Genomic DNA, 19,522 nt, shown 5'->3' with positions numbered 1-19,522 from the left:
TATGCCGTCTTCAGAGTAATCGGCGTAATCACTGCTCGTTGTTCTCTCATCTCTGAGTTATTGCCGATAAGCTGCCGATGTATTGCCGATACTTTGCCGATAAACGGTAGGATCGAGCACGCCGGGAGGGATCGGCTACCTCCAGCCAACCATCTTTCACCCAATCTTTTAGAAGGTTTCTGGCCATGCGCTCGGAGAGGCCCAGCTCGGCGGCCACCTGGGGAGAAGTGATGGTCTCTCTTCCGGCAAAGAGGCCGAAGACGGCTCTTGCCCGGTGATCCAGGCGGCGGAGGTCCTCCGGCTCGGCCTCCTGGCCCTCCGCAGCGTACTTTTGGGCAGCGAGCCGGACGGACTCAAAGACCGCGGCCAGGGCGGAGATGAAGTATTCCAGCCAGGGAGTGAGGTCAGCCTCGCTTCTGCCGAAGTAGTAGTTGTGGTGAGGATGGACGGTCAATGCCCGATAGTAGCCCTGCAGATCGCGGGCATGGTGCTCTTCCAGGGAGAAGAAGCCGTTCAGGCCATAGCCGCTTTTGTGCAGGATGAAGGTTGCCAGCAGGCGAGCAGTTCTGCCGTTGCCGTCGTAGTAGGGGTGGATGGTGACGAACTGATAATGGAGCAGGCCGGCGATGAGGGGAGCGGGCAGCCCGGACCTCTCAGCCCCAGCTGCCCAGGCCATCAGGGAGGCCATGAAGAGGGCCCATCAGCTCCGGGTATCGATATCACATACATCAGCTGCGAGATATGCAGGCGAGCATATGCAGGCTATCAGAAAAACCTTGAGGCCAATGAGTGCCTCATCTCACATTGCTGCTGCGCCTGGCATGATTGGCAGGGGGAGCCCTCCGGCCGGTCGGGAAGCTGGCCGTCCTTTATCAAGCAGATCCTGTCGCGAAGACGCAGCACTCGCGCTTTATCAGTGCTGCGGATCGCCACCTTCCGCACCATCCCCAGGCCGGGATACTCCACCTGGCCCCATTCCACCTTTGCTCTATCCCTCTCCCCCAAAAGGAGGGAATAGCCGGCCAGCATGAGCCGATCCCTCTTCCATATCCCGTTCTCTGGCGGCCGGCCGGTGCGGATGATCGATGGCGTTTTTCCGGGAGCCAGCCTGTCCAGCCGGCCGGAGAGTCCCAGCCTCTCAGAGTAGAGCTCCACATCCGCCTCGAAGGGGATGAGGTGCTCCATCTGGCCGATAAGGCCGACGGCCATCGACCCAATCTCACCATCCACCTCCTTCAGGGCGGCTTCTAGCTCACCGTCTTCCAGATCGTATACCAGGGGAAGCTCCACCCTCAACCTCTGCAGAGCCTCTTTGAGCTGCCCCTCCAGATCCTCTTTCTGCAGCAAAGAGAGAGCCAGGCTGCGCATCAGTATCTGCTTCGCACTGCTGTATCTGGGCAGCTTTCCCAGGGAATCGAGATAAACAAGCCTGGGGCAGCGCAGATACAGGCCGATATCGGAGATCCTGACTGCAGGTCGCATCAGCTCTCTTAAGACCCTCCGTCTTTAAAAGATTTTTGTATAGGTGTCTAGAGCGATCTTCTCGGCCCGGCCCGATATTGCAGCGATGCCGTCAGGTTCTCCAGCCGGTGAGCATTGATCTCTCTCAGATCCTTTGAGATCACCTTGACCAGCCAGGCATCTTCTGCTCCAGATCCGTATGAGGAGGTTATTCCCGCCAGGATATAGTCTCCCTTCCGGTTCTGAATGACGAAGCTGCAGATATCGTCCCTCATTCCGTCCAGGACCAATCTGGACATCTCCTCTCCAACGGAATTGGTCTTTATGATCAGGCCATCCCTCCCCGACTCCTCCCTATCAATCCTTCCGCCGATCACAAAGCCACCATCTGCCGTCTGCTGCAGGGAGGCGCCTGAGCCTCCCAGGTATGATCTCTCCCAGATCTTCCGGCCCAGGTGATCCACCCGGATGAGAATGATCCTCTCCTTCTCCGCCCCAGACTCGGACCTGCCCACCAGGGCGTAGCCGTCTGCCAGCTCCACCACCTGAAAGGCGGCATCGTCCCCATCTCCTCCGTAGGTTGCATTCCAGGTCATGACCCCCCGGTCATCTGTCTTCAAGAGCCAGATATCATCATCGCCCTTCTTATTCAGGGATGCCGTTCTGCCGGCAACGATAAAACCTCCGTCCCGGCTTTGCAGGACGGAGAGGCCCACATCATCACCTGCTCCTCCGTAGCTTCTATCCCAGAGCAAGTCTCCCTTATCATCGGTGCGAAGGAGCCAGAGGTCCTTTCTTCCATTTCCCTTTGACTGGGTGTAGCCGGTGGCGATGTATCCGCCATCATCGGTCTCGTCCACAGACCAGCCCCCGTCACCGGAGGAGTGCACAAATCCGCCGAATGTCCTGTCCCAGATCAGGCTTCCATTCCCATCCATCCTGATAAGCCATAGCCGCTCCCCGCCCATGCCAAAGGAATAGCTGCTGCCGGCGATGATATAGCCCCCATCAGCCGTCTCCCGGACAAAATATCCCACGTCCTCATTCGATCCTCCCAGAACTCTGCTCCAGAGGGAGCCTCCATCTGCATCGGTTCTAATCAACCACAGATCGCTCCCCTCTCCCCGGATGGCAGTGTTTCCCACCAGGATATAGCCACCGTCAGCTGTCTCCTGCACGCACCAGGCACCATCGCCATACCTTCCGCCGTAGGTCCTGTTCCATTCCTCTGCCAGCTCACAGCCATAAAGGGAAGCAGTGGATGGATGAATCCAGTTGATGGAGATGAGGATGGAGATAATAAAGATGAAGACAAAGATGGGGATGAAGAAGAGAATAGGTGCCAGGAGGGGAATTGGCCGGTGGATCAAATGAAGCGGATGGTACTTTGACCTCAGGCAGCTATTGAATCTCTGCCTCTTCGAGGGTGAGACGGCGGCCTTTGATCTGCCCGCAGGAGAGAGCGAGGTGGCTGATCTCTTCATGATATCCCCGAGTGCTAGATGCCTCTATCCTGGAATTTCACAGCCTTTTCCATAGAGAAGCTTCCACTGAGGAAAGTGCTGGAGTCGATCTTGTTCTTGCCCATCTGATGCTGAGAGGATGTGATTCCATAGTAGCCATTGAACTTCGAGCTGCTGATGGCCCCCATGCCCTGCTCCCCTCCGCCGGCCGGAGGAGGCGATTCCGGTGTCTGCTGATTGGCAGAGGCGCCTATGGCAGAAAGGCCGGATGATGAGGGGTTGATGGATGCATCTGCCCTTTGGGAGCTGATAGCAGATAGGTTGGTCAGTGAATGGCTGATTGATGCATTGGCGGCTTGGAAATCGATGACAGATAAGTTGGCATCAGTTGTGTTAATGGCTGATATATTGGCGGCTGATCTATTAAGAAGAGACTGGCCGATGCTGGAAGATCCCCCATGAAGAGGGTTTGATCCCCTCGAGCCGGGGGCGACAGAGCTGCTCCAGCCTCTCTCTCCTCCGCTGGGCGAATTGCCCTGAGAGATCATATTCGCCAAGGCCTCAGCCATCCTCTCCTCAAGCCTCTTGCTATCTGAACTCAATATCGATAACCTGAAGCTCTGATCTTCTCCCAGGCCACCCGACACAGCATCCTTCTGGCTGACAGAAGAGAGTGCCGGGAAAATAAATGCCACAATAAGCATAATCAAGATTGCAATCTCAGCTCTCATCATCCCCACCATCAATGCTACAAAATAATTGATGTCCTCAATACAATTTCAACTTTTCTATGGATAGCCTTTATCTCTTCCCAGGGAGATCATGCCTCTGTGTACCTGGATTATTTCCCCTATGAGTCCCTCCGGCCTCAACAGGACAGGATGCTGGATGCAGTCTATGATGTGGTGAGCAGAGGCAAGCAGGGTATTCTGATGATTGATGCTCCCACCGGCACGGGGAAGACCAGTTGCATCAGCGCCGCTCTTGCCGCCGCTCCGGGGAAGATCGTGGTGGCGGTGCGGACGGTCTCGCAGATCGATATCTACATCGATGAGATCAATCGCATCTGGTCCAAGACCCGCCATAAACCGGAGATCGCCTATATGGTGGGAAAGCAGAGGATCTGCCCTCTGGAGGGCGAGTTCCGGGGGGAGAGCGTCTATGCCGGCTGCTCCCGGCTTCGAGAGTGGAGCAAGAACTATGTCTCCTCTCGGATTGCAAAGGGCAATGCCAGCGTCTACGATCCCTTCGCCGATAACATGCCCGAGGAGGAGCCAGGGTACAGAACGTTCTGTCCGTACTACCTGCGAAGCAGAGAGGCTTTTGAGATCAATGGGACTGTGCATTTCCGCCGCTCCTCCCGCGCTTTGGATGTGGTGGAGGGCCTCAAACGAAGGATAACCCCGCCCTCCGGCCTTCAGAGCTCCTGCCAGGGCATCTGCCCCTATGAGATCATGAGCCTTTATGCCAAGAACAGCGATATTGTGATCATGAACTACTCTCATCTCTTCAGTCCGGACTTTCAGGATGTCATCTTCCAGTGGCTGGAGATGGATGCAGAGAAGGTCACATTGATCATAGATGAGGCCCATAATCTGGGAGATGCAGTACGCTCGATGAACTCACGCCACCTCAGCCTGAGGACGATAGACCTCTCTGAGACTGAGGTGGAGAAGTTTGAGGGGACACTAGGGCAGGCGAGGCTGGATGAGAGCAGAGAGGAGGCCTCCTGGAGGAGAGAGGGGATCAGAGTCATACGCCTGCTCCTTCCCAGGCTCAGGAGGTTTCTCTCCAGCCGATTGGAGAGGATGCCGGAGGGGGAGGCCCTGATGGATGCCGATCTGTTCCGTGCATTCCTCTATGATGGGATCGATGACATCGATGATGCATTATCCTATTTCTCAGATGTGGCAGTGGCGGTCGCCGATCTGAACCTGGCTGAGGGGGACAGAGAGAACCTGCAGGGCGATATTCAGCCCAGCCTGGCTTTGGTGCTTCTCTTTCTCAGGGATGTGGAGGCGGCAGAGAAGGATATAGCTCTGCAGAGAAAGATCGTTGTCACCGGCTCAGGCAAAAAGAAGCTCGTCCGGCTGGAGGTCAATAACATCGATCCGGCAGCGAACATCCGCAGGATCACAGACAATATCAATGCCACTATCATGCTCTCAGGCACATTCTCTCCTCTGGAGGCCTATGAGCTCTACTGCCTGGGAGAGGAGGGGAGGGCGAAGAAGCTCAGCCTGCCCAATCCCTTCCCCAGGGAGAACCGGCTCCTTTTAGCGGCTAAGAAGGCCACCACCTATCTGGAGCAGAGGGAGGACATAGACAATAGAGAGGAGATATCAGGACATATCCGGTCGCTGATCGAGTGTGTGCCGGGAAATGTGGCTGTATTCTTCACCTCTTATCCCATGATGAACAACTACCGGGACCTCTGCCTGGCATCCTCCCGCAGGGTTGGAAAGAGGCTCTGCGTCGAGCCGCGCAGTGCCGAGGAGGTCCCCGAGCTCCTGGATCAGTTCTTCTCATTGGGGGCTAGGGGGGGCGGAGTGCTGACAGGCGTGTGCGGAGGAAAGCTGGCAGAGGGCATCGACTATAAAGGCGAGGCCCTGAAGGGGGTGGCAGTGGTCGGGCTGCCTTTGGCGGCCTACGATGAGATCCAAAGGGAGATCAACAGCTACTACACCATGAAATACGGCAGGACCAAGGGAATGCTAATCGCCTATACCCTCCCGGCAATAAACCGGGGGCTCCAGGCTGCTGGAAGGGTCATCCGGGCGGAGTCGGAGAGGGGCGTTCTGCTGTTCTGCGACCGCCGTTTCAAGGATGACGATCTGGGAGGGGTCAATCGATTCCTTCCCAGCTGGGTGAGAGATGAGCTGATCGTTGTTGATGCCAGAGAGGGACGGGAATTGATCCGGGAGAGGATCAAGGGATGGGGAGGAGAGAATAAAGCCGTGGACGATCCCGGAGGAGGCTCAGAGATCATCCCGGATGGAGGCTCAAAGGCTGGGCCTCATAAGAGGAGAGGGGCGCGAAGGGGGAGCAAGAGGGATCTGAGGGAGCTGGCAAGATCATTGGGCCTGGGCGGTCACAGCCCCAGGGGCAATGCCGCCCCCAGGGGTTCGGGCCGGTCTGGAGGATAGATCCTGCCGTCATATAATTTTTAAACTATAAAATTTATTTAATGTGAAAATATTCAATCGATCTGATCGACCTCGATCACCCGCAGCGGGATGGTGCCCAGAGCCTTTCCTACAGTGGACTTGGCGATCCTGCCTGCATGCTCCTCGCTCTCTGCATTGAATATCTTGATCTCGAATAGAAGGGCCACCAGCGCTGTGCTGGCAACGAGAAAGACGCCATTTAATGGCTCTTTGCATTCCGGACAATCCCACTGGCCCACCTCCACCTCCACAAAGTCCATCTTTCTCTGGTTCAATCTCTTGCCCGCCTCAGAGATGGCCACACCAATGGCATCATCCTCAGTCTTGACATCTCTTACCAGCCAGGCACCCTCCAGCAAGACGTTGAAATTAGGCATCGCCTATTTGGATGGAGGATGTATCATATCTACTTTTTCCGCCCTCAAGATGGCCTCGGACCAGGCTATCGCGGATGAATGGATAGGGCTGTGGAATTTCCAGCAAAGATCGGGCTTGCAGATCTCTTATTTTTTCATTATTCCCCTTTGAATATGGCAAGAGGCATTAGAAAAGGGCATATACTATTAATAAGAGAGAGTCGTTCGGAACAATATGCCTGAAGAAGGTCCGCCATTCTGGAATTGTGACACTTTTATTTACCGATCCTTGGGATAATTCCGGAATTGCAGCATTTTTGATCTTTCTCCTCTATGAATTCGGGCATAAGAGGGTCTGACAGAATGCAAGAGGATATGCAAAAGGGCGCGCAGGAGGGTGCGCAAAGGAGGATGCAAAAGGGCGCGTCTAAAAATGTGCAGAAGGGCGTGCCTAAAGATGTGCAGAAGAACGTGCCTAAAGATGTGCAGAAGGGCATGCCTAAAAATGTGCAGAAGGGCGCCCAAAAGAGTATGCAAGAGGCCCCGTCCTTTGATAACAGGAGTATGGTTCTGGACTATATATCGCATAACCCCGGCTCACATATGAGAAAGATCGCCAGGGACCTTGATATGCGTCTATCCACTCTTCGCTACCACCTTGATTATCTGGAGAAGAAGGGCTCTATTGTCTGCCAAAGACAGAACAATTTGAAGGTCTATTTTGTTCAAGGCAAGCTGAAACCCATGGAGAAGACATTGGCACCCCTTCTTCAGCAGAAGCGCTTTCGCGATATAATTCTCATTCTGATTGAATCTCCCGGCCTGAAATTCTCCCAGATCGTCAACAGCCTGTCCATCAGTCCCTCCACAGCCTCAAAACACATTAATATATTGGAAGATAAAAAAATTATATACCATGAAAGGTCCGGCAGGGAGAAAAAATATTTTGTAAACGATAAGGATAGTGTGATCGAGCTTCTCGCTACCTACAAGCAGATGATGACCAATATGAGTTATGAGATTCGCACCCCTATGAATACCATCATAGGCATGACCAGCCTGCTTTTGGATGAGAAGCTTACCCCTAAGCAGAGGGACTTCGTGGAGGCGATAATGGTGAGCGGTGATGCCCTCATGTCCATTATCAACAACATCCTCGATTTCTCCAGAATAGAGAGGGAAAAGACAGCTATTGAACTGGAGGAATTCATCCTGAGCGACTGCATCGAAGAGGCCCTCGATTCTGTGGCCCTGATGGCAGGGGAGAAGGGGTTGAACCTGGCATATAAGATAGACAGGGCCATGGCGGCGGGGATCTGCAGCGATCGCAATAAGCTAAAGCAGATACTGGTCAGATTGCTGGATGATGTCGTCAGGTTCACTGAGAAAGGCGAGGTCCTAATATCAGCATCATCCAAGGACTGCGCAGGCTATTGCGAGGTTCATTTTACCATCAGCGATACGGGTACGGGCATAACGCCCGAGAGGATGGAAATACTCTTCGAATCATACAGCGAGGTTATGGATCGGCTCTCCCGCTCCTTCTGTCAGACGGACTTTGAGTCGTTCAGCGGAATTGACTCCCCCCAGGGAGGCAATCCAGGTGCCAGCATCGGCCTTGCCATAAGCCGCAGATTGGTGGAGATGATGGGAGGGAGAATCTGGGCAGAGAGCATTCCCGGAAAGGGATCGACATTTCATTTTTTCATCAAGGCACGGCAGGCTGATCTCAAATCCCCTTACTCAGGGATCCAGCCCAGGCTGGAAGGAAAACGAATTCTCATCATAGGGAAGAGCGCGACCAATAAAGATATTCTCCGCCATATCGCTCTGGACTGGGGTATCCTCCCAGTAGCTGTTGAATGGAGCGAATCGACGAGAAATCTGATCCAGAGCGCCATACCCTTCGACCTCATCCTACTCGATACCTGGGGGGGCAGATGACATCAATCTTGACATCGTCAGCGAGATTCGCAAATGCAATCGATCCATTCCCTTGATCATCCTCTCAACCGAGGAAGAGAATTCCGGAATGGATCTTTCGAATCTGCTCCTGAAAAGGCCGGTTAAGCTCTCAAGTCTTCACGATGCCCTGACCAGGGCCCTCGCCCCCCTGCCTCTTCAGGCAGAGAGTCTGATTGCTTCCCAGAAGGCCTGTGACTCCTCTGGGAGAAGAGTACTGCTGGTAGAGGATAATATCTCCAATCAGAAGGTGACTGTTGCCATGCTCAAGCGCCTGGGGTATCAGACAGACCTGGCCTCCAATGGGATCGAGGCGCTGAAGGCTATGGAGAATCGCGATTATGATATCGTTCTGATGGATCTGAGAATGCCGGGGATGAATGGCCTTGAGGCCACAGAGGCCATCCGGAAGCGCTGGCCAGATAGAAGGACGAAGATATTAGCCCTCACGGCATTCGCCCTGCAGGGAGACAGAGAGAGATGCCTTGCCGCCGGAATGGACGATTATATCAGCAAGCCAGTGCGGATGGATGAGCTGAAAAGGCTGCTGAAAAAACACTGCTGATCCTGCTGATCTTCATTGTGCATAAAGAAATCAGGGAGATGATATGGAGGGGGTGGTGTGCCAGGGCAGATGCGAAGGTATGGTGTAGAGGAATGACGTGGGGAGATGGTGTGCCAGGGCAGATGTGAAGGTATGGTGTAGAGGAATGACGTGGGGAGATGATGAGGGCTCATATCATCCTGTTCTCCCCTCTATCTTCTATATAAAATTCAGGCAGAGCATTCAAGTACTCTTTAATCATAATGGGAAACGACCTGGATTCCATGAATCTCAGGCCTAGTTGCTCAGCCCAGCGCTGAATTCCCAGATCCTGGGAGACGACAGCAGCGTCCAGTTCCTTGGCCAGGAGAAGAACATCGATGTCCGGCGCGCTATCCAGGATTCCATAGCGGAGTGCTGCTCTGTACTTCTCCCGGAATTTCCTGATAATGCTTCCCACGACCTCTCTTTCGATCTCATCCTTCATCTCTCTCAGATCGCCCTCTCTCTCCGACAATGCAATGCATCTGGAGACCGATTCCCATACTGCCTCCTCTGATATGTTCATCCCCTTGTTTATGCGGCTTCTCATATAGTCCACGTACTCATAAAAGATCTTTGAGGGCACCTTGACCTTATATCTGTCTGGAGTCTTCTTGACCAGCCAGGTATCCACCTTTCCCAGGACGCGGGAGTCGCAGTTATTATGCCTGGCGAAATCCTTGATCTCATTGTAGACGGAGGGATATGGTATATAGCAGCTGACTCCCAGATGCAGCCTGCCCTCAGAGATACGATCCAGTATGGCATTCATTCCTTCACAGATGTCACTGGCGCCCTCGCTCTCCCAGGCCATGGAGTCTGTAAGTGCTGTTGTATCCAGAACGAACCTTTGGCGCAACATTGCTGAATGTAATGCATCAGGTGATATAAGATTGCTTCCAGAAAGGCCAGGAAAAAGCGGCCCCTTAAAAAAGCTAATAAATCCCTATTGCTGATGGTAGGTTGTGGCAGCTGTGCAACCTTTGATCTTCACCCTGGCCAGAATCGAGAATCTGATGCATCAGGCGACCTTTGATCCAGTGGATATGAAAGGCAGGATCATCACCAATACAACCAGGGTCAATAATGAATCACTGGATGAGATCCTCTCTGTCTTCTGTGATACCATCAAGAGCGGCCTTGCAGTATCGCCGATGATCAAGATCATCCCGGGAAAGAGGATGACAAAGATCAAGACCGCTTGCAGCCTAACCCTCTGTGCCGTCATGCTCAAGAATGGCATACCAGTCCATCCCAAAGGAGGGGGGCTGGTGGAGGTGGTGAAAAGAGAGCCTACCAGATTCACAGATATGCTCATGTACTGGGCTACCACTATCGATCCCATCGATGTCCTCACTGCTCAGGGCCTGATGGATATAACTGGAATGATGCGCACTGGAAACGGCCGGATCCTGGGAAACCTTCATGAGGCCCCAATGCTCGCCCGCAATAGGATTGAGGATCTGCTCACGATCCTGGCCCGGGCAGGATTCGCCGGAGTGCTGGAGCTGGGCCAGCCGAATATGGATGTTCTGGGGGTGTCAGTGGAGAGGGATCATGTGGGGATGGCACTGGTAGGGGGAACCAATCTGGTGGCTGCAGCGAAGGAGTGCGGGATTGAGCTGATGCACGAGTCGATCAGCGACCTTACGGATATCCAGGAGATGAAGCATATAGAAGCGCTTCTTTAGCGCCGGCCTGTAATGCTTCGGTGATGCTTTTATGATATTGATGCCTTTATGATGCCATCCTAGATCTCCTGCCCGAATACCTCCACCAGCGAATCCCTCGCCTTCTTCATCACTTCTGTAGGACAGGTCCTGAATGCCTGCTGCAAGGGCTCTATTGCTCTCTCGTCCCCGATCTCTCCCAGGCTCCAGGCCGCCCAGGCCCTGATCTCCTCATCATCCTTGCCGAACATCACATCCACCAGGGCTTCAAAGGCTCTCTCATGTCCTATCTCCCCCAGGGCGGTGACTGCAGTATAACGCACCTTCCATTCCTCGTCCGGCAGAGAAGCAAGGGCAAGATCAGCCGCCCTCTCCCCCTTTACTCTTCCCAGGGACTTCAGGGCCTCGCAGCGCACATCCACATCGCCATCCCTGAGGAGCGCCGCCAGATGCTCCAATGCCTCCTCGCGGGCAATATCCCCCATATAGGCCGCCACCCTCCTCCGCACCTCAGCGTTCTCGTCTCCGATCAGCCGGGCAACATCCGATAGAGCCTCCAGGTCCCCGATCTTCCCCAGGCCGGTGACTGCCATCCCCCGAATCTCAGGATCATCATAGCTCAATAGCTCCCGGAAGGCCTCTGCAGCCTTAAGAGAGCGCAGGGCCATAGCCGCCCGCAAACGGACATCCCGAGAGCCATCCCTCTTCATAGCCAGTACCAGGGGCTGGACCGCCTCTTGGTTGCCCAGAGCCTCCAGGGCGGCAGCAGACCACTCGCGAACGACATGATCCGGGTCGCTGAGCAGGGCATAACAGAGGGGCTTGATTGCTCTTGGAGATCCCGTCTTTCCCAGGATCCAGGCGGATTTATAGCGCAGGTCGGAGAACTCCCCCTTCTCCAAAGCTTCAGCAACGATATCCACCGCCTCTTCACCCAGGTTCACCAGGGCCCATGCTGCCTTCTGCCGTTCAAAATAGTCATCGCTCTGGCCGAGCTTCTTTATAAGTTCATGAGCCTTGTCCATGTCGATTCATGGGCAGCTCAGTCTATTAAGCTTTATGCAATTGGATCTATATCAATTGGGTCTATATCAACTGGGTCTATATCAACTGGATCTATATCAATTGGATCTCAAGGCAAATGTTTAAGCATGAAAGGCAGCTTCGGCAGAGATTAGACAGGAACAGAAAGCATGGAATACCTATTCGGACCTGTGCTCTCCCGCCGCCTGGGGCTCTCCATGGGGGTGGACCTGCTCAGGCATAAGACCTGCAATATGGACTGCATCTACTGCGAGCTGGGCCGGACCGGCTGTCTGAGCTGCAGACGGGAGAGGTTCGTCCCCCTGCAAGAGCTGCTGCAGGAGATCAGGGAGAAGAGGAATGAGCCCTTCGATTACCTGACCTTTGCCGGATCGGGCGAGCCGACTTTGAGCCAGGATCTGGGACGAGCAGTGGCTTTCGCCAAGAGGACGGTGTCCGCCCCTGTGGCGGTGATCACGAATAGCAGCCTTTTGGTCAGCCCTGCAGTACGAAGGGAGGTTGCTGCTGCGGATGTGGTTCTTCCCTCCCTTGATGCTGCCTCCCCAGCCGTCTTCCAGAAGATAGACCGTCCGGCTCAGGGCCTGAAGATCGAGGAGATAATCCAGGGCATCAAGCAGTTTCGCCGGGAGTTCTCGGGAGAGATCTGGCTGGAGGTGATGCTGGTGGCCGGGATAAACGATCATGAGGCAGATCTGATCGCCCGGGTGGCGGAATCGACTGAGCCGGATAGAATCCAGCTGAACACTGTGATCAGGAGGCCTGCTGAGCCAGTCTTGCCCCTGAGCGAGGAGGAGATGCTTCGGATGCTGGAGATCTTTCCCGGAGCGGAGCTGATTCCTGACTGGGATTGGAGGGTCCCGGCTGATATCAGCAAAAGAATTTTAGAGAGCCTGAGCAGCACCCTTTGCACCCTGGAGGAGATCTGCCGCCTTCATCATCTGAGCAGCATCGATGCTATCAAATACTGCAAGATCCTGGAGAACGATGGCCTTATAACCAGAAGGATCATTGAGGGAAAGCTCTGCTTTCAGAGCAGCAAAGACAGAGCAGCAGAGACAGAGCAGGCGGCGGAAAAGTGAGGAGTGAAAAATAAAAACGTTATTTATAAATAGATGATTTCCGATGACTGAGATGAATGAGAAGAATGAGATATGCGAGACATGCCCCCTGAAGGGCTCTTGCCCCGATCAGGGCAGTGAAGAGGCAGTCACGTGCATGGCTGATGAAATAGACGGCATCAAGCATAAGATCATCGTCGCCAGCGGCAAGGGCGGAGTGGGCAAGAGCACAGTATCTGTCAACCTGGCCCGTGCCCTCCAGTTGGAGGGATATAAGGTTGGGATTCTCGATGCCGATATCACCGGCCCGAATATTCCGAAGCTCCTGGGGATTGAGGATCAAGGGCTGGTGCAGGGGGCAGATGGGATAAAGCCCGCCGATGCCGGGGGCATCAAGGTGGCCTCCATGGCCCTTGTTCTCTCCCGCCAGGACTCGCCCGTGGTCTGGAGGGGGCCGATGAAGATGGCGGCCATCAAGCAGTTCATCCAGGATGTGACCTGGGGAGGGCTCGATTATCTGATCATAGACCTTCCGCCTGGCACCAGCGACGAGCCTCTGAGCGTGGCCCAGCTCATACCCGACCTCAGCGGGGCGATAATCGTCACCACCCCCCAGGAGGTCGCACTGCTCGACACCCGCAAAGCAGTGAACATGGTCAGGGCGATGAAGCTGCCGGTCATTGGCATTATCGAGAATATGGCAGGCCTGGCCTGTCCCCACTGCCATCAGAGGATAGACATCTTCCAAAGCGGCGGCGGGGAGAGGATGGCAGAGGAGATGAATGTGAGATTTCTGGGCTCCATTCCCATCGATCCCCGGATCTGCTCCCTGGGCGATGCCGGCCAGACCTTCGTCGAGGGAGAGGCGCCGGCTGCGGATAGCTTCCGCCTTATTGTGGAGAGGCTGGAGAATATCCTGAGATAGCAAAAAATTTAAAAAAAATGGTCTTGATTACATCTCAATAGGTGCTCAGCTCGCCCCGGAAGAGCATCTGCTGCAGCTTTGGTATGTTTGCCAGCCAGTCGTCCAGGATCTCAGTTGCCCCCGCCTGCAGCGATTTTATGTCCACTCCCTCCTTGGGAACTATCTGCACGCTGGCGATATGGGGCTCATCGATGGGCCTTCCTATCTGAGAGAGAATCTTGATGTAGACCTCCTCGATTCCCTGCACCTCAGCAGCGATCTGCTTTGCCGCCTCGATGGAGAGGAGGTTGTAGATCTTGCCCACGTGGTTGATGGGGTTCTTGCCGCAGGTCGCCTCCAGGCTCATGGGGCGGTTGGGGGTGATGAGGCCATTGGCCCGGTTGCCCCTGCCCACTGCACCGTCATCTCCCATCTCTGCTGAGCTTCCTGTGACTGTGATATAGATCGACCCCTCCTCGATGTCATCTGCCACATTCATCTGGGCTGATACCTTGCGAGAGGTGAACTGCCGGGCGAAATCGATCACATGCTCCACGATCTCCCTTTTCGTGTCTGCATACTCTTTCAGATTTGCCACATGCCTGTCCACCAGGGCGCAGGCGATGGTGAGGTTGATGGCATCCCCCTGGCGCATTCCCATGACCTTTATGTCCTCGCCAATGGCGGGAATGCTCTTCTTGAGATTCATGAGCTCCCGCTCAGTCTCAAAGACGATTTTCTCAGTCTGAGAGAGGGGGGCATAGCCCACGCCAAAAGAGGTATCATTGGCGGATGGAACCTTCCGCCCGAAGACATCCCGCAGATCGGAGGAGCCCATACCGATCTTGGCATCGAGGATGATGTGGTTGTTGACATCCAGGTTGGAGAGGGAGTCTGCGAGGAGCTGGCGGGCGGCTTTGATGGCGATGGTGTCCACAGGGATCTCCTCCTCCTTGAAGACCCTGGTGGCCCTGCCGGTGAGCAGGATATATAGCGGGCAGATGACCTCACCACCTCCAAATGCTGGTTTGGACCTTCCAGCCACTATCTGGGTCTTATCGGTGTTGTGGTGCAGCACCGCCCCAAATCGATTGATGTACTCTTGGCATAAAGCCCGGCTTATGGACTCTGCGAGGCCATCTGCTACGCTATCCGGATGGCCTATGCCCTTGCGCTCCACCAGCTCTATCTCCTGCTGCTCCAAAGGCCTTTGGTTGAGGCGTTCAACCTTGATGTTTCTCTTCATGATATCTTCCTCAAGTGCTATTATCGTTAACAGTCTTTTCGGCTCACTGGGTCAGGCCCACCTGCCACTTGAGCATCCTCTCCTCTACAATGAAACGGAATGCTTTATCGATTATCAGTCCCAGCATCCCCAGTATCAGGATGTAAAGAAGCACATATTCCATCTGATGCAGATAATAGTAAGACCAGATCTTATAACCGAGGCCTGATGAGGCCACCCCGAACTGCTCCGCTGCCACAAGGCACATCCAGGCTATGCCCATGGCGATTCGAATCCCGCCGGCAATGGAGGGCAGAGCATAGGGAAAGGCCACATATCTGACCAGATCCAGATCCCTTGTCGCTCCCAGGACCTTGGCCGATTCCACATAGACCCGAGGCAGGTTGCGAAATCCGATATAGGTATTGATCAGGATGGGAAAGACAGCTCCCACAAAGATGATAAAACCAGCCGCCTCATCTGTGAGGCCGAACCAGACGATGGAAAAGGGAATCCAGGCCAGGGGGGGTATGGGCCGGAAGATCTCCACAATGGGGTCTAAAACCCTGTCCGCCCATCTGAACCAGCCCATGCTCATCCCCAAAGGCAAGGCCACTAGAAGCCCTCCGCCCATGCCTATGAGGAAATGGATGAGGCTGGTGGGAAGGTCTCTTTCCAAGATCGTCTGCCAGTCCCTTGACAAGGCCTCAATAACCTGAAAAAAGCTGGGGAGGAGGAGCTTGTCATCTATGGCCAGGGCGGCGATCTGCCAGATGATGATCAGGCCCAGTATGGAGAGGGCTTCAGTTCCCCGTCTGGCTATACGATCCCGTATCTTGATCTTCTTGCTCTCGCTCATGTTCGGTCTTCGTTCTCCCTGGTGCTTATTCGCCGCTGCTTTCCCGCCTTTTTCTGCATCTTCCGGCCCTCTATTGCTCCTTTTTATATCTGCATCTTATCCCCTGGCTATTCGCCGGCAAAATATGGCCTTATGCCGGTGCCAAGGCCTGGTGATAGAAGCTGCTGTCGAATAGATCATCCTCGCTCAGGCTCTTGTTGATGTAGCCCAATTGCTTGTCCACTCTGGCATACTCAACTGTGGATGAGATCTGAATCTCTGGATTGCTGACCCATTCTCCATCCCATCTCTCTATCGAGGCCTTGACCACTGCCAGATCCTGTTTCGTCCTCTTGGCATAGATCTCTGCCGCCTCATCCGGATTGGCATTGACATACTCTGTGGTCTTGATGTGGGTCTTGATTATCTGATCCACCAGATCCGGCTGCTCGCGCAGGAGCTTTCCGCTGACCAGGAGGCTGCAGCAGGCATGGTGCGGCCACATCTCACCCGACTGGACCACTGTTATGCCTTTCTTATCCAGCTCGATCTTGGAGGGCGATGGATGGGGCAGGAAGACGCCGTCTACCTTTCCCGCTTCAATGGCAGTTACAGCTTCGCCTGGGCCCATGCCATGGAATGTGATCTTGGATATGTCAACTCCATTATCCTCCAGCCACTTCTTTATGACTATGTCCTGGATGGAGCCGGCGGGGAAGGTGGCAATGCTCATGCCCTCCAGGGACTTGGGACCGCTATACTCTTTACCCGGCCTCAAGAGCAGATCCGAGCCATTGGTGTTCACCGATGCCACAATCTTGGCATCCAGGCCCTCGGCGATGGCGGTTATAGTGGGCGCTGTTCCCACATAGGCGATGTCTATCGCTCCAGCCAGCATGGCCTGCATCTCCGGTGGTCCGGATTGAAATTCCTTCTCTTCGATGCTGCTCACTCCAAAGGGCTGGAGGTCCTCTTTCCACCATCCCTTCTCTGCTGCCACTATCTCTGCGATCTGATGGGTGCTGGGCTGGTAGCCTATGCGCAGGGTGGTTATGCCGGCGCTTTTCTTTTCTGCTGCCTTGCCCCCTTCATCAGTGGGGGAGATGCAGCCCAAAGATAGCACCACCACTGCTGCCAGGATGGCCATGAAAACGAATCTTCTCAATGCAATCACCTGATTTAATTCAGGAGAGATCGGTATAAAGCAGTTTCCGGCCATTTTCCAGTATGTTCTGTATTTGGACAATTACCTTTTTCTGTGACACAATAAGGATAAAGAAACGGGCAAGTATCGGCAGATTGAAGGGATATTGCTTTCAATACCCCATCTGGGATCATGGGAGGTTTGGCGGGGATGATGAAGATTGCAGGCAGGGTGGATAAGATGGCAGGCAGAGGTGGAGGAGATGGTAGGTGGTATGGAGGAGATGGCAGGCAGGCTTAAGGGAAATGAAGCGTTCTTGAAGATACTGAAGAGGATTGAACGAAAGGAGGCAGTTGTTCTCACTGCAGAGGAGGTAGCCTGTCTGGCGGAGGAGGATGATCGTTCGATTCTAGATGAGGTGGATGTGGTCACCACTGCCACCCGGGCGGTGATGAGCGGGACCTATGCCCTTCTCTCCTTCCCCGTGGCCGGACAGGGCTCTTTTCGGAGGGCAAGGAATGTCTGGCTGAACGGCATTCCCGCTCAGGTGGGACCCTGCCCAAATGAGAGCCTGGGTATTTTGGATCTGGTTGTCTTCGGGACCGCCCACAGCCATGAGCAGCCAGATTACGGCGGAGGCCATCTATTTCGGGATCTGGTGGAGGGGAAGAGGATTCTTGTGGAGGTGCAGAAGGATGAGGGAGGATTGCTGCAGGCGGAGGTGGGGCTGGGGGATATGCCCCAGGCAATGCTGTTCGGCTCCCGCCATGCCTTCAAGAACTACTCCGCCTTCGTCAATCCGGGCTCTGTGCCCGTCAGGACCATCTTTCATGCCCGGGGCTTTGAGCCTCACTGCCAGGAAGCCACCTTCTCAGGCTGCGGTCAGATCAATCCCTTGAAATGCGATCCCCTGTTGGAGACGATCGGCATTGGAACACGCATTCTTCTGAATGCTGCCGAGGGCTTTGTCCTGGGAAGAGGAACCCGCAGCAGCCGGGATTGGCCAAATCTGGCTGGATTTGCGGATATGCATAAAATGTCTGCAGAGTATATGGGCGGCTTTATGACCGGCGCGGGCCCGGAATGCATCTGCTCTCTGGCTGTGCCCATCCCCGTGATAAGCCCCACCATAATCGATGAGACTGCCCGCAAAGACGGGGAGATTCCCCTGCCGGTCAATGATATCAACAGCAGAAGGAGAATCGGTCAGGCAGATTATGGAGATGTCTGGGGGGAGGGGGTGGACCTGGAGGTCGAGTTCGATCCCCAGAGGTGCAGGGGTTGCGGGCATTGCCTGGTGGAACGGGCCTGCCCCATGCAGGCCGTCCGCCGCAATCAGGGAGCGGGATCGGCCTGCAGGGATACATCGCTCTGCTTTCACTGCGGCCTGTGCGTGACTGAATGCCCAAATGGTGCCTTCCGCTGCCGTTTGGGGGCCTTGAGGATGAGGAGCTCTTCTGGAACAGTCCGCACTGTGCCTGTGGTCCTGCGCCAGTCGGACAAGCTGCGGGCACTGAGGCTGGCAGAAGAGCTGAAGAGCGGGATTCTCGATGGCTCTTTCAGGATGAGCCAGCCGGTAGAATGGATCTGATGAACCTCTTGATAATCTCCTCCGGGAGCAGATCGATTACGGGAACGCTGGCATTTCCCGCCTCCACCCTTGCCACCACCACCCCCTGCCCCTGAAGAGCCCGGGAAAGGCCTTCGGGATCATCGGTCTTCTGAACATTCCTGATCCCCGCTCCACGGGCAACAGCAGCAAGGTCGGTGGAATAGCAGGTGCAGGTGGGCTGAGAGCCGGTGGAGCCGTAACAGCCGTTGTCCAGGATCACGAGCAGATAGTTGTCCGGTGCATGCTGGGCGATGGTGGCCAATGTTCCCAGATTCATGAGAACTGAGCCATCGCCATCAAGGACCATCACCCTTCTCTCCGGTCGGGCCAGGGCGAGGCCCAGGCCGATGGAGGAGGCCATGCCCATGGAGCCGAGCATGTAGAAATTCTCCGGGCGGTCGTGGACGGAGTACAGCTCCCGGCTGGGATAGCCAATATTCGAGATCAATAGCGCATTTCGCTCCTGAGCGGATTTGGCAGCCAGAGCAATGGCTTCAATACGCCTCATCTCTCCCTCCAGTATTCCAGGTCCAGGAGAACGGAGGCTGGGCGGCGCCTCTCCCGGGCCTCCTTCCAGGATGCCACCACTGCCTCCTCACCCTCTCCGCGGGCGGGCGTTTTATAGGGGATATTCAGGGTCTGCAAGAGAGGAATGGTGAGATCTCCCATGGGCACCTGGCCGGCTATCGGCTCCCCCTTGCCGCCGCGATGGCTGATGATCATGAGCAGAGGTATGCCATAGAGCATATCCAGAGAGGCCAGGGCATTGATGCAGTTTCCCAGGCCGGAGTTTTGCATCAGAAGGGCGGGCCTCCTCCCCCCCATCCAGGCGCCGGCGCAAAGGCCCACCCCCTCCTCCTCTCTGGTGGCCGGCAGATGAATGATATCCGGGTCCTCTTCCACCAGTACGAGCAGCTCCTGCAGGTTGACGCAGGGGACGGATACGGCAAAGTCTATCCCGGCATGCTTCAGGCCGCTATAGATGGCGAGGCTGGCGGTCATACCAACTGGATAGGTGCTGGCAGGGGAAAA

19 protein-coding genes are annotated in these 19,522 nt (G+C 55.0%); 7 read left to right on the top strand and 12 right to left on the bottom strand.

Translation table 11 applies throughout. The annotated features are described in order from the left end of the window. Positions 1–46: 46 nt before the first annotated feature. The 4 genes from IPI63_RS09860 to IPI63_RS09845 form a co-directional block, all read right to left on the bottom strand. A complete protein-coding gene (locus IPI63_RS09860; RefSeq protein WP_292478259.1) occupies positions 47–688 on the bottom strand; it encodes a Fic family protein in 642 nt (213 codons plus the stop codon). Positions 689–765: 77 nt separating this feature from the next. Further along, complete coding sequence (locus IPI63_RS09855) at positions 766–1,482, bottom strand: hypothetical protein (protein WP_214065890.1); 717 nt, start codon at positions 1,480–1,482, stop codon at positions 766–768. A gap of 47 nt (positions 1,483–1,529) precedes the next feature. Beyond that, on the bottom strand, positions 1,530–2,945 hold the full coding sequence (locus IPI63_RS09850; protein WP_292478258.1) for a hypothetical protein: 1,416 nt from the start codon (positions 2,943–2,945) through the stop codon (positions 1,530–1,532). Positions 2,946–2,959: 14 nt separating this feature from the next. Continuing rightward, positions 2,960–3,619 carry a hypothetical protein gene (locus tag IPI63_RS09845; protein WP_292478257.1) on the bottom strand — a complete coding sequence of 220 codons (660 nt, stop codon included), beginning with the start codon at positions 3,617–3,619 and terminating at the stop codon, positions 2,960–2,962. Positions 3,620–3,754: 135 nt separating this feature from the next. Here IPI63_RS09845 and IPI63_RS09840 point away from each other — a divergent pair, with 135 nt between their 5' ends. Continuing rightward, entirely contained in the window at positions 3,755–6,070 is a 2,316-nt protein-coding gene (locus tag IPI63_RS09840) for an ATP-dependent DNA helicase (protein ID WP_214065893.1), read from the top strand. A 53-nt stretch (positions 6,071–6,123) separates the two neighbouring features. Here IPI63_RS09840 and IPI63_RS09835 read toward each other — a convergent pair whose 3' ends face one another. Then, the gene (locus IPI63_RS09835) at positions 6,124–6,468 is read right to left on the bottom strand and encodes a DUF555 domain-containing protein (protein WP_214065894.1); all 345 of its coding nucleotides are present in this window, start codon (positions 6,466–6,468) and stop codon (positions 6,124–6,126) included. 342 nt (positions 6,469–6,810) lie between these two features. On the opposite strand from IPI63_RS09835, the gene IPI63_RS09830 reads away from it, so the two are divergent. Together IPI63_RS09830 and IPI63_RS09825 are read left to right on the top strand one after the other, a co-directional pair. After that, entirely contained in the window at positions 6,811–8,391 is a 1,581-nt protein-coding gene (locus IPI63_RS09830; protein WP_292478256.1) for an ATP-binding protein, read from the top strand. Positions 8,392–8,479: 88 nt separating this feature from the next. Next, positions 8,480–8,974 carry a response regulator gene (locus IPI63_RS09825; protein ID WP_292478255.1) on the top strand — a complete coding sequence of 165 codons (495 nt, stop codon included), beginning with the start codon at positions 8,480–8,482 and terminating at the stop codon, positions 8,972–8,974. A gap of 169 nt (positions 8,975–9,143) precedes the next feature. On the opposite strand, the gene IPI63_RS09820 is transcribed toward IPI63_RS09825, so the two are convergent. Further along, entirely contained in the window at positions 9,144–9,857 is a 714-nt protein-coding gene (locus tag IPI63_RS09820) for an RNA ligase partner protein (RefSeq protein WP_214066364.1), read from the bottom strand. A 103-nt stretch (positions 9,858–9,960) separates the two neighbouring features. Here IPI63_RS09820 and IPI63_RS09815 point away from each other — a divergent pair, with 103 nt between their 5' ends. Further along, a complete protein-coding gene (locus IPI63_RS09815) occupies positions 9,961–10,686 on the top strand; it encodes a DUF128 domain-containing protein (RefSeq protein WP_292478254.1) in 726 nt (241 codons plus the stop codon). A gap of 59 nt (positions 10,687–10,745) precedes the next feature. Here IPI63_RS09815 and IPI63_RS09810 read toward each other — a convergent pair whose 3' ends face one another. Further along, positions 10,746–11,690 (bottom strand): HEAT repeat domain-containing protein, encoded by a 945-nt coding sequence (locus tag IPI63_RS09810; RefSeq protein ID WP_292478253.1) that lies wholly within the window; start codon positions 11,688–11,690, stop codon positions 10,746–10,748. A 168-nt stretch (positions 11,691–11,858) separates the two neighbouring features. Between IPI63_RS09810 and IPI63_RS09805 the strand changes: the two genes are divergently transcribed. After that, on the top strand, positions 11,859–12,788 hold the full coding sequence (locus tag IPI63_RS09805; protein WP_292478252.1) for a radical SAM protein: 930 nt from the start codon (positions 11,859–11,861) through the stop codon (positions 12,786–12,788). A gap of 52 nt (positions 12,789–12,840) precedes the next feature. Further along, positions 12,841–13,692, top strand: a complete 852-nt coding sequence (locus IPI63_RS09800) for an Mrp/NBP35 family ATP-binding protein (RefSeq protein ID WP_214066367.1) — start codon at positions 12,841–12,843, stop codon at positions 13,690–13,692. Positions 13,693–13,726: 34 nt separating this feature from the next. On the opposite strand, the gene IPI63_RS09795 is transcribed toward IPI63_RS09800, so the two are convergent. The 3 genes from IPI63_RS09795 to IPI63_RS09785 all read right to left on the bottom strand — a co-directional run bounded on the left by IPI63_RS09795 (position 13,727) and on the right by IPI63_RS09785 (position 16,908). Beyond that, positions 13,727–14,917, bottom strand: a complete 1,191-nt coding sequence (locus tag IPI63_RS09795) for a methionine adenosyltransferase (protein WP_214080442.1) — start codon at positions 14,915–14,917, stop codon at positions 13,727–13,729. Between the two features lie 43 nt (positions 14,918–14,960). Continuing rightward, entirely contained in the window at positions 14,961–15,755 is a 795-nt protein-coding gene (locus IPI63_RS09790; protein ID WP_214066360.1) for an ABC transporter permease, read from the bottom strand. 130 nt (positions 15,756–15,885) lie between these two features. After that, positions 15,886–16,908 (bottom strand): ABC transporter substrate-binding protein, encoded by a 1,023-nt coding sequence (locus tag IPI63_RS09785; protein WP_394357588.1) that lies wholly within the window; start codon positions 16,906–16,908, stop codon positions 15,886–15,888. Between the two features lie 190 nt (positions 16,909–17,098). On the opposite strand from IPI63_RS09785, the gene IPI63_RS09780 reads away from it, so the two are divergent. Beyond that, positions 17,099–18,469: a methanogenesis marker 16 metalloprotein gene (locus IPI63_RS09780; RefSeq protein ID WP_292478250.1), complete on the top strand. Its 1,371-nt coding sequence runs from the start codon at positions 17,099–17,101 to the stop codon at positions 18,467–18,469. On the opposite strand, the gene comE is transcribed toward IPI63_RS09780, so the two are convergent. After that, entirely contained in the window at positions 18,438–18,998 is a 561-nt protein-coding gene (gene comE / locus IPI63_RS09775; protein WP_292478249.1) for a sulfopyruvate decarboxylase subunit beta, read from the bottom strand. The genes IPI63_RS09780 and comE overlap by 32 nt on opposite strands. Continuing rightward, a complete protein-coding gene (gene comD / locus IPI63_RS09770; RefSeq protein ID WP_292478248.1) occupies positions 18,995–19,492 on the bottom strand; it encodes a sulfopyruvate decarboxylase subunit alpha in 498 nt (165 codons plus the stop codon). The genes comE and comD overlap by 4 nt, the downstream gene beginning before the upstream one ends. Between the last annotated feature and the right edge of the window lie 30 nt (positions 19,493–19,522).

It is taken from the genome of Methanothrix sp. (assembly GCF_016706325.1).
Taxonomy (GTDB): Archaea; Halobacteriota; Methanosarcinia; order Methanotrichales; family Methanotrichaceae; genus Methanothrix.
Note: the sequence above shows the minus strand (reverse complement) of the source record. Positions and strands in the feature narration are given on the sequence as shown.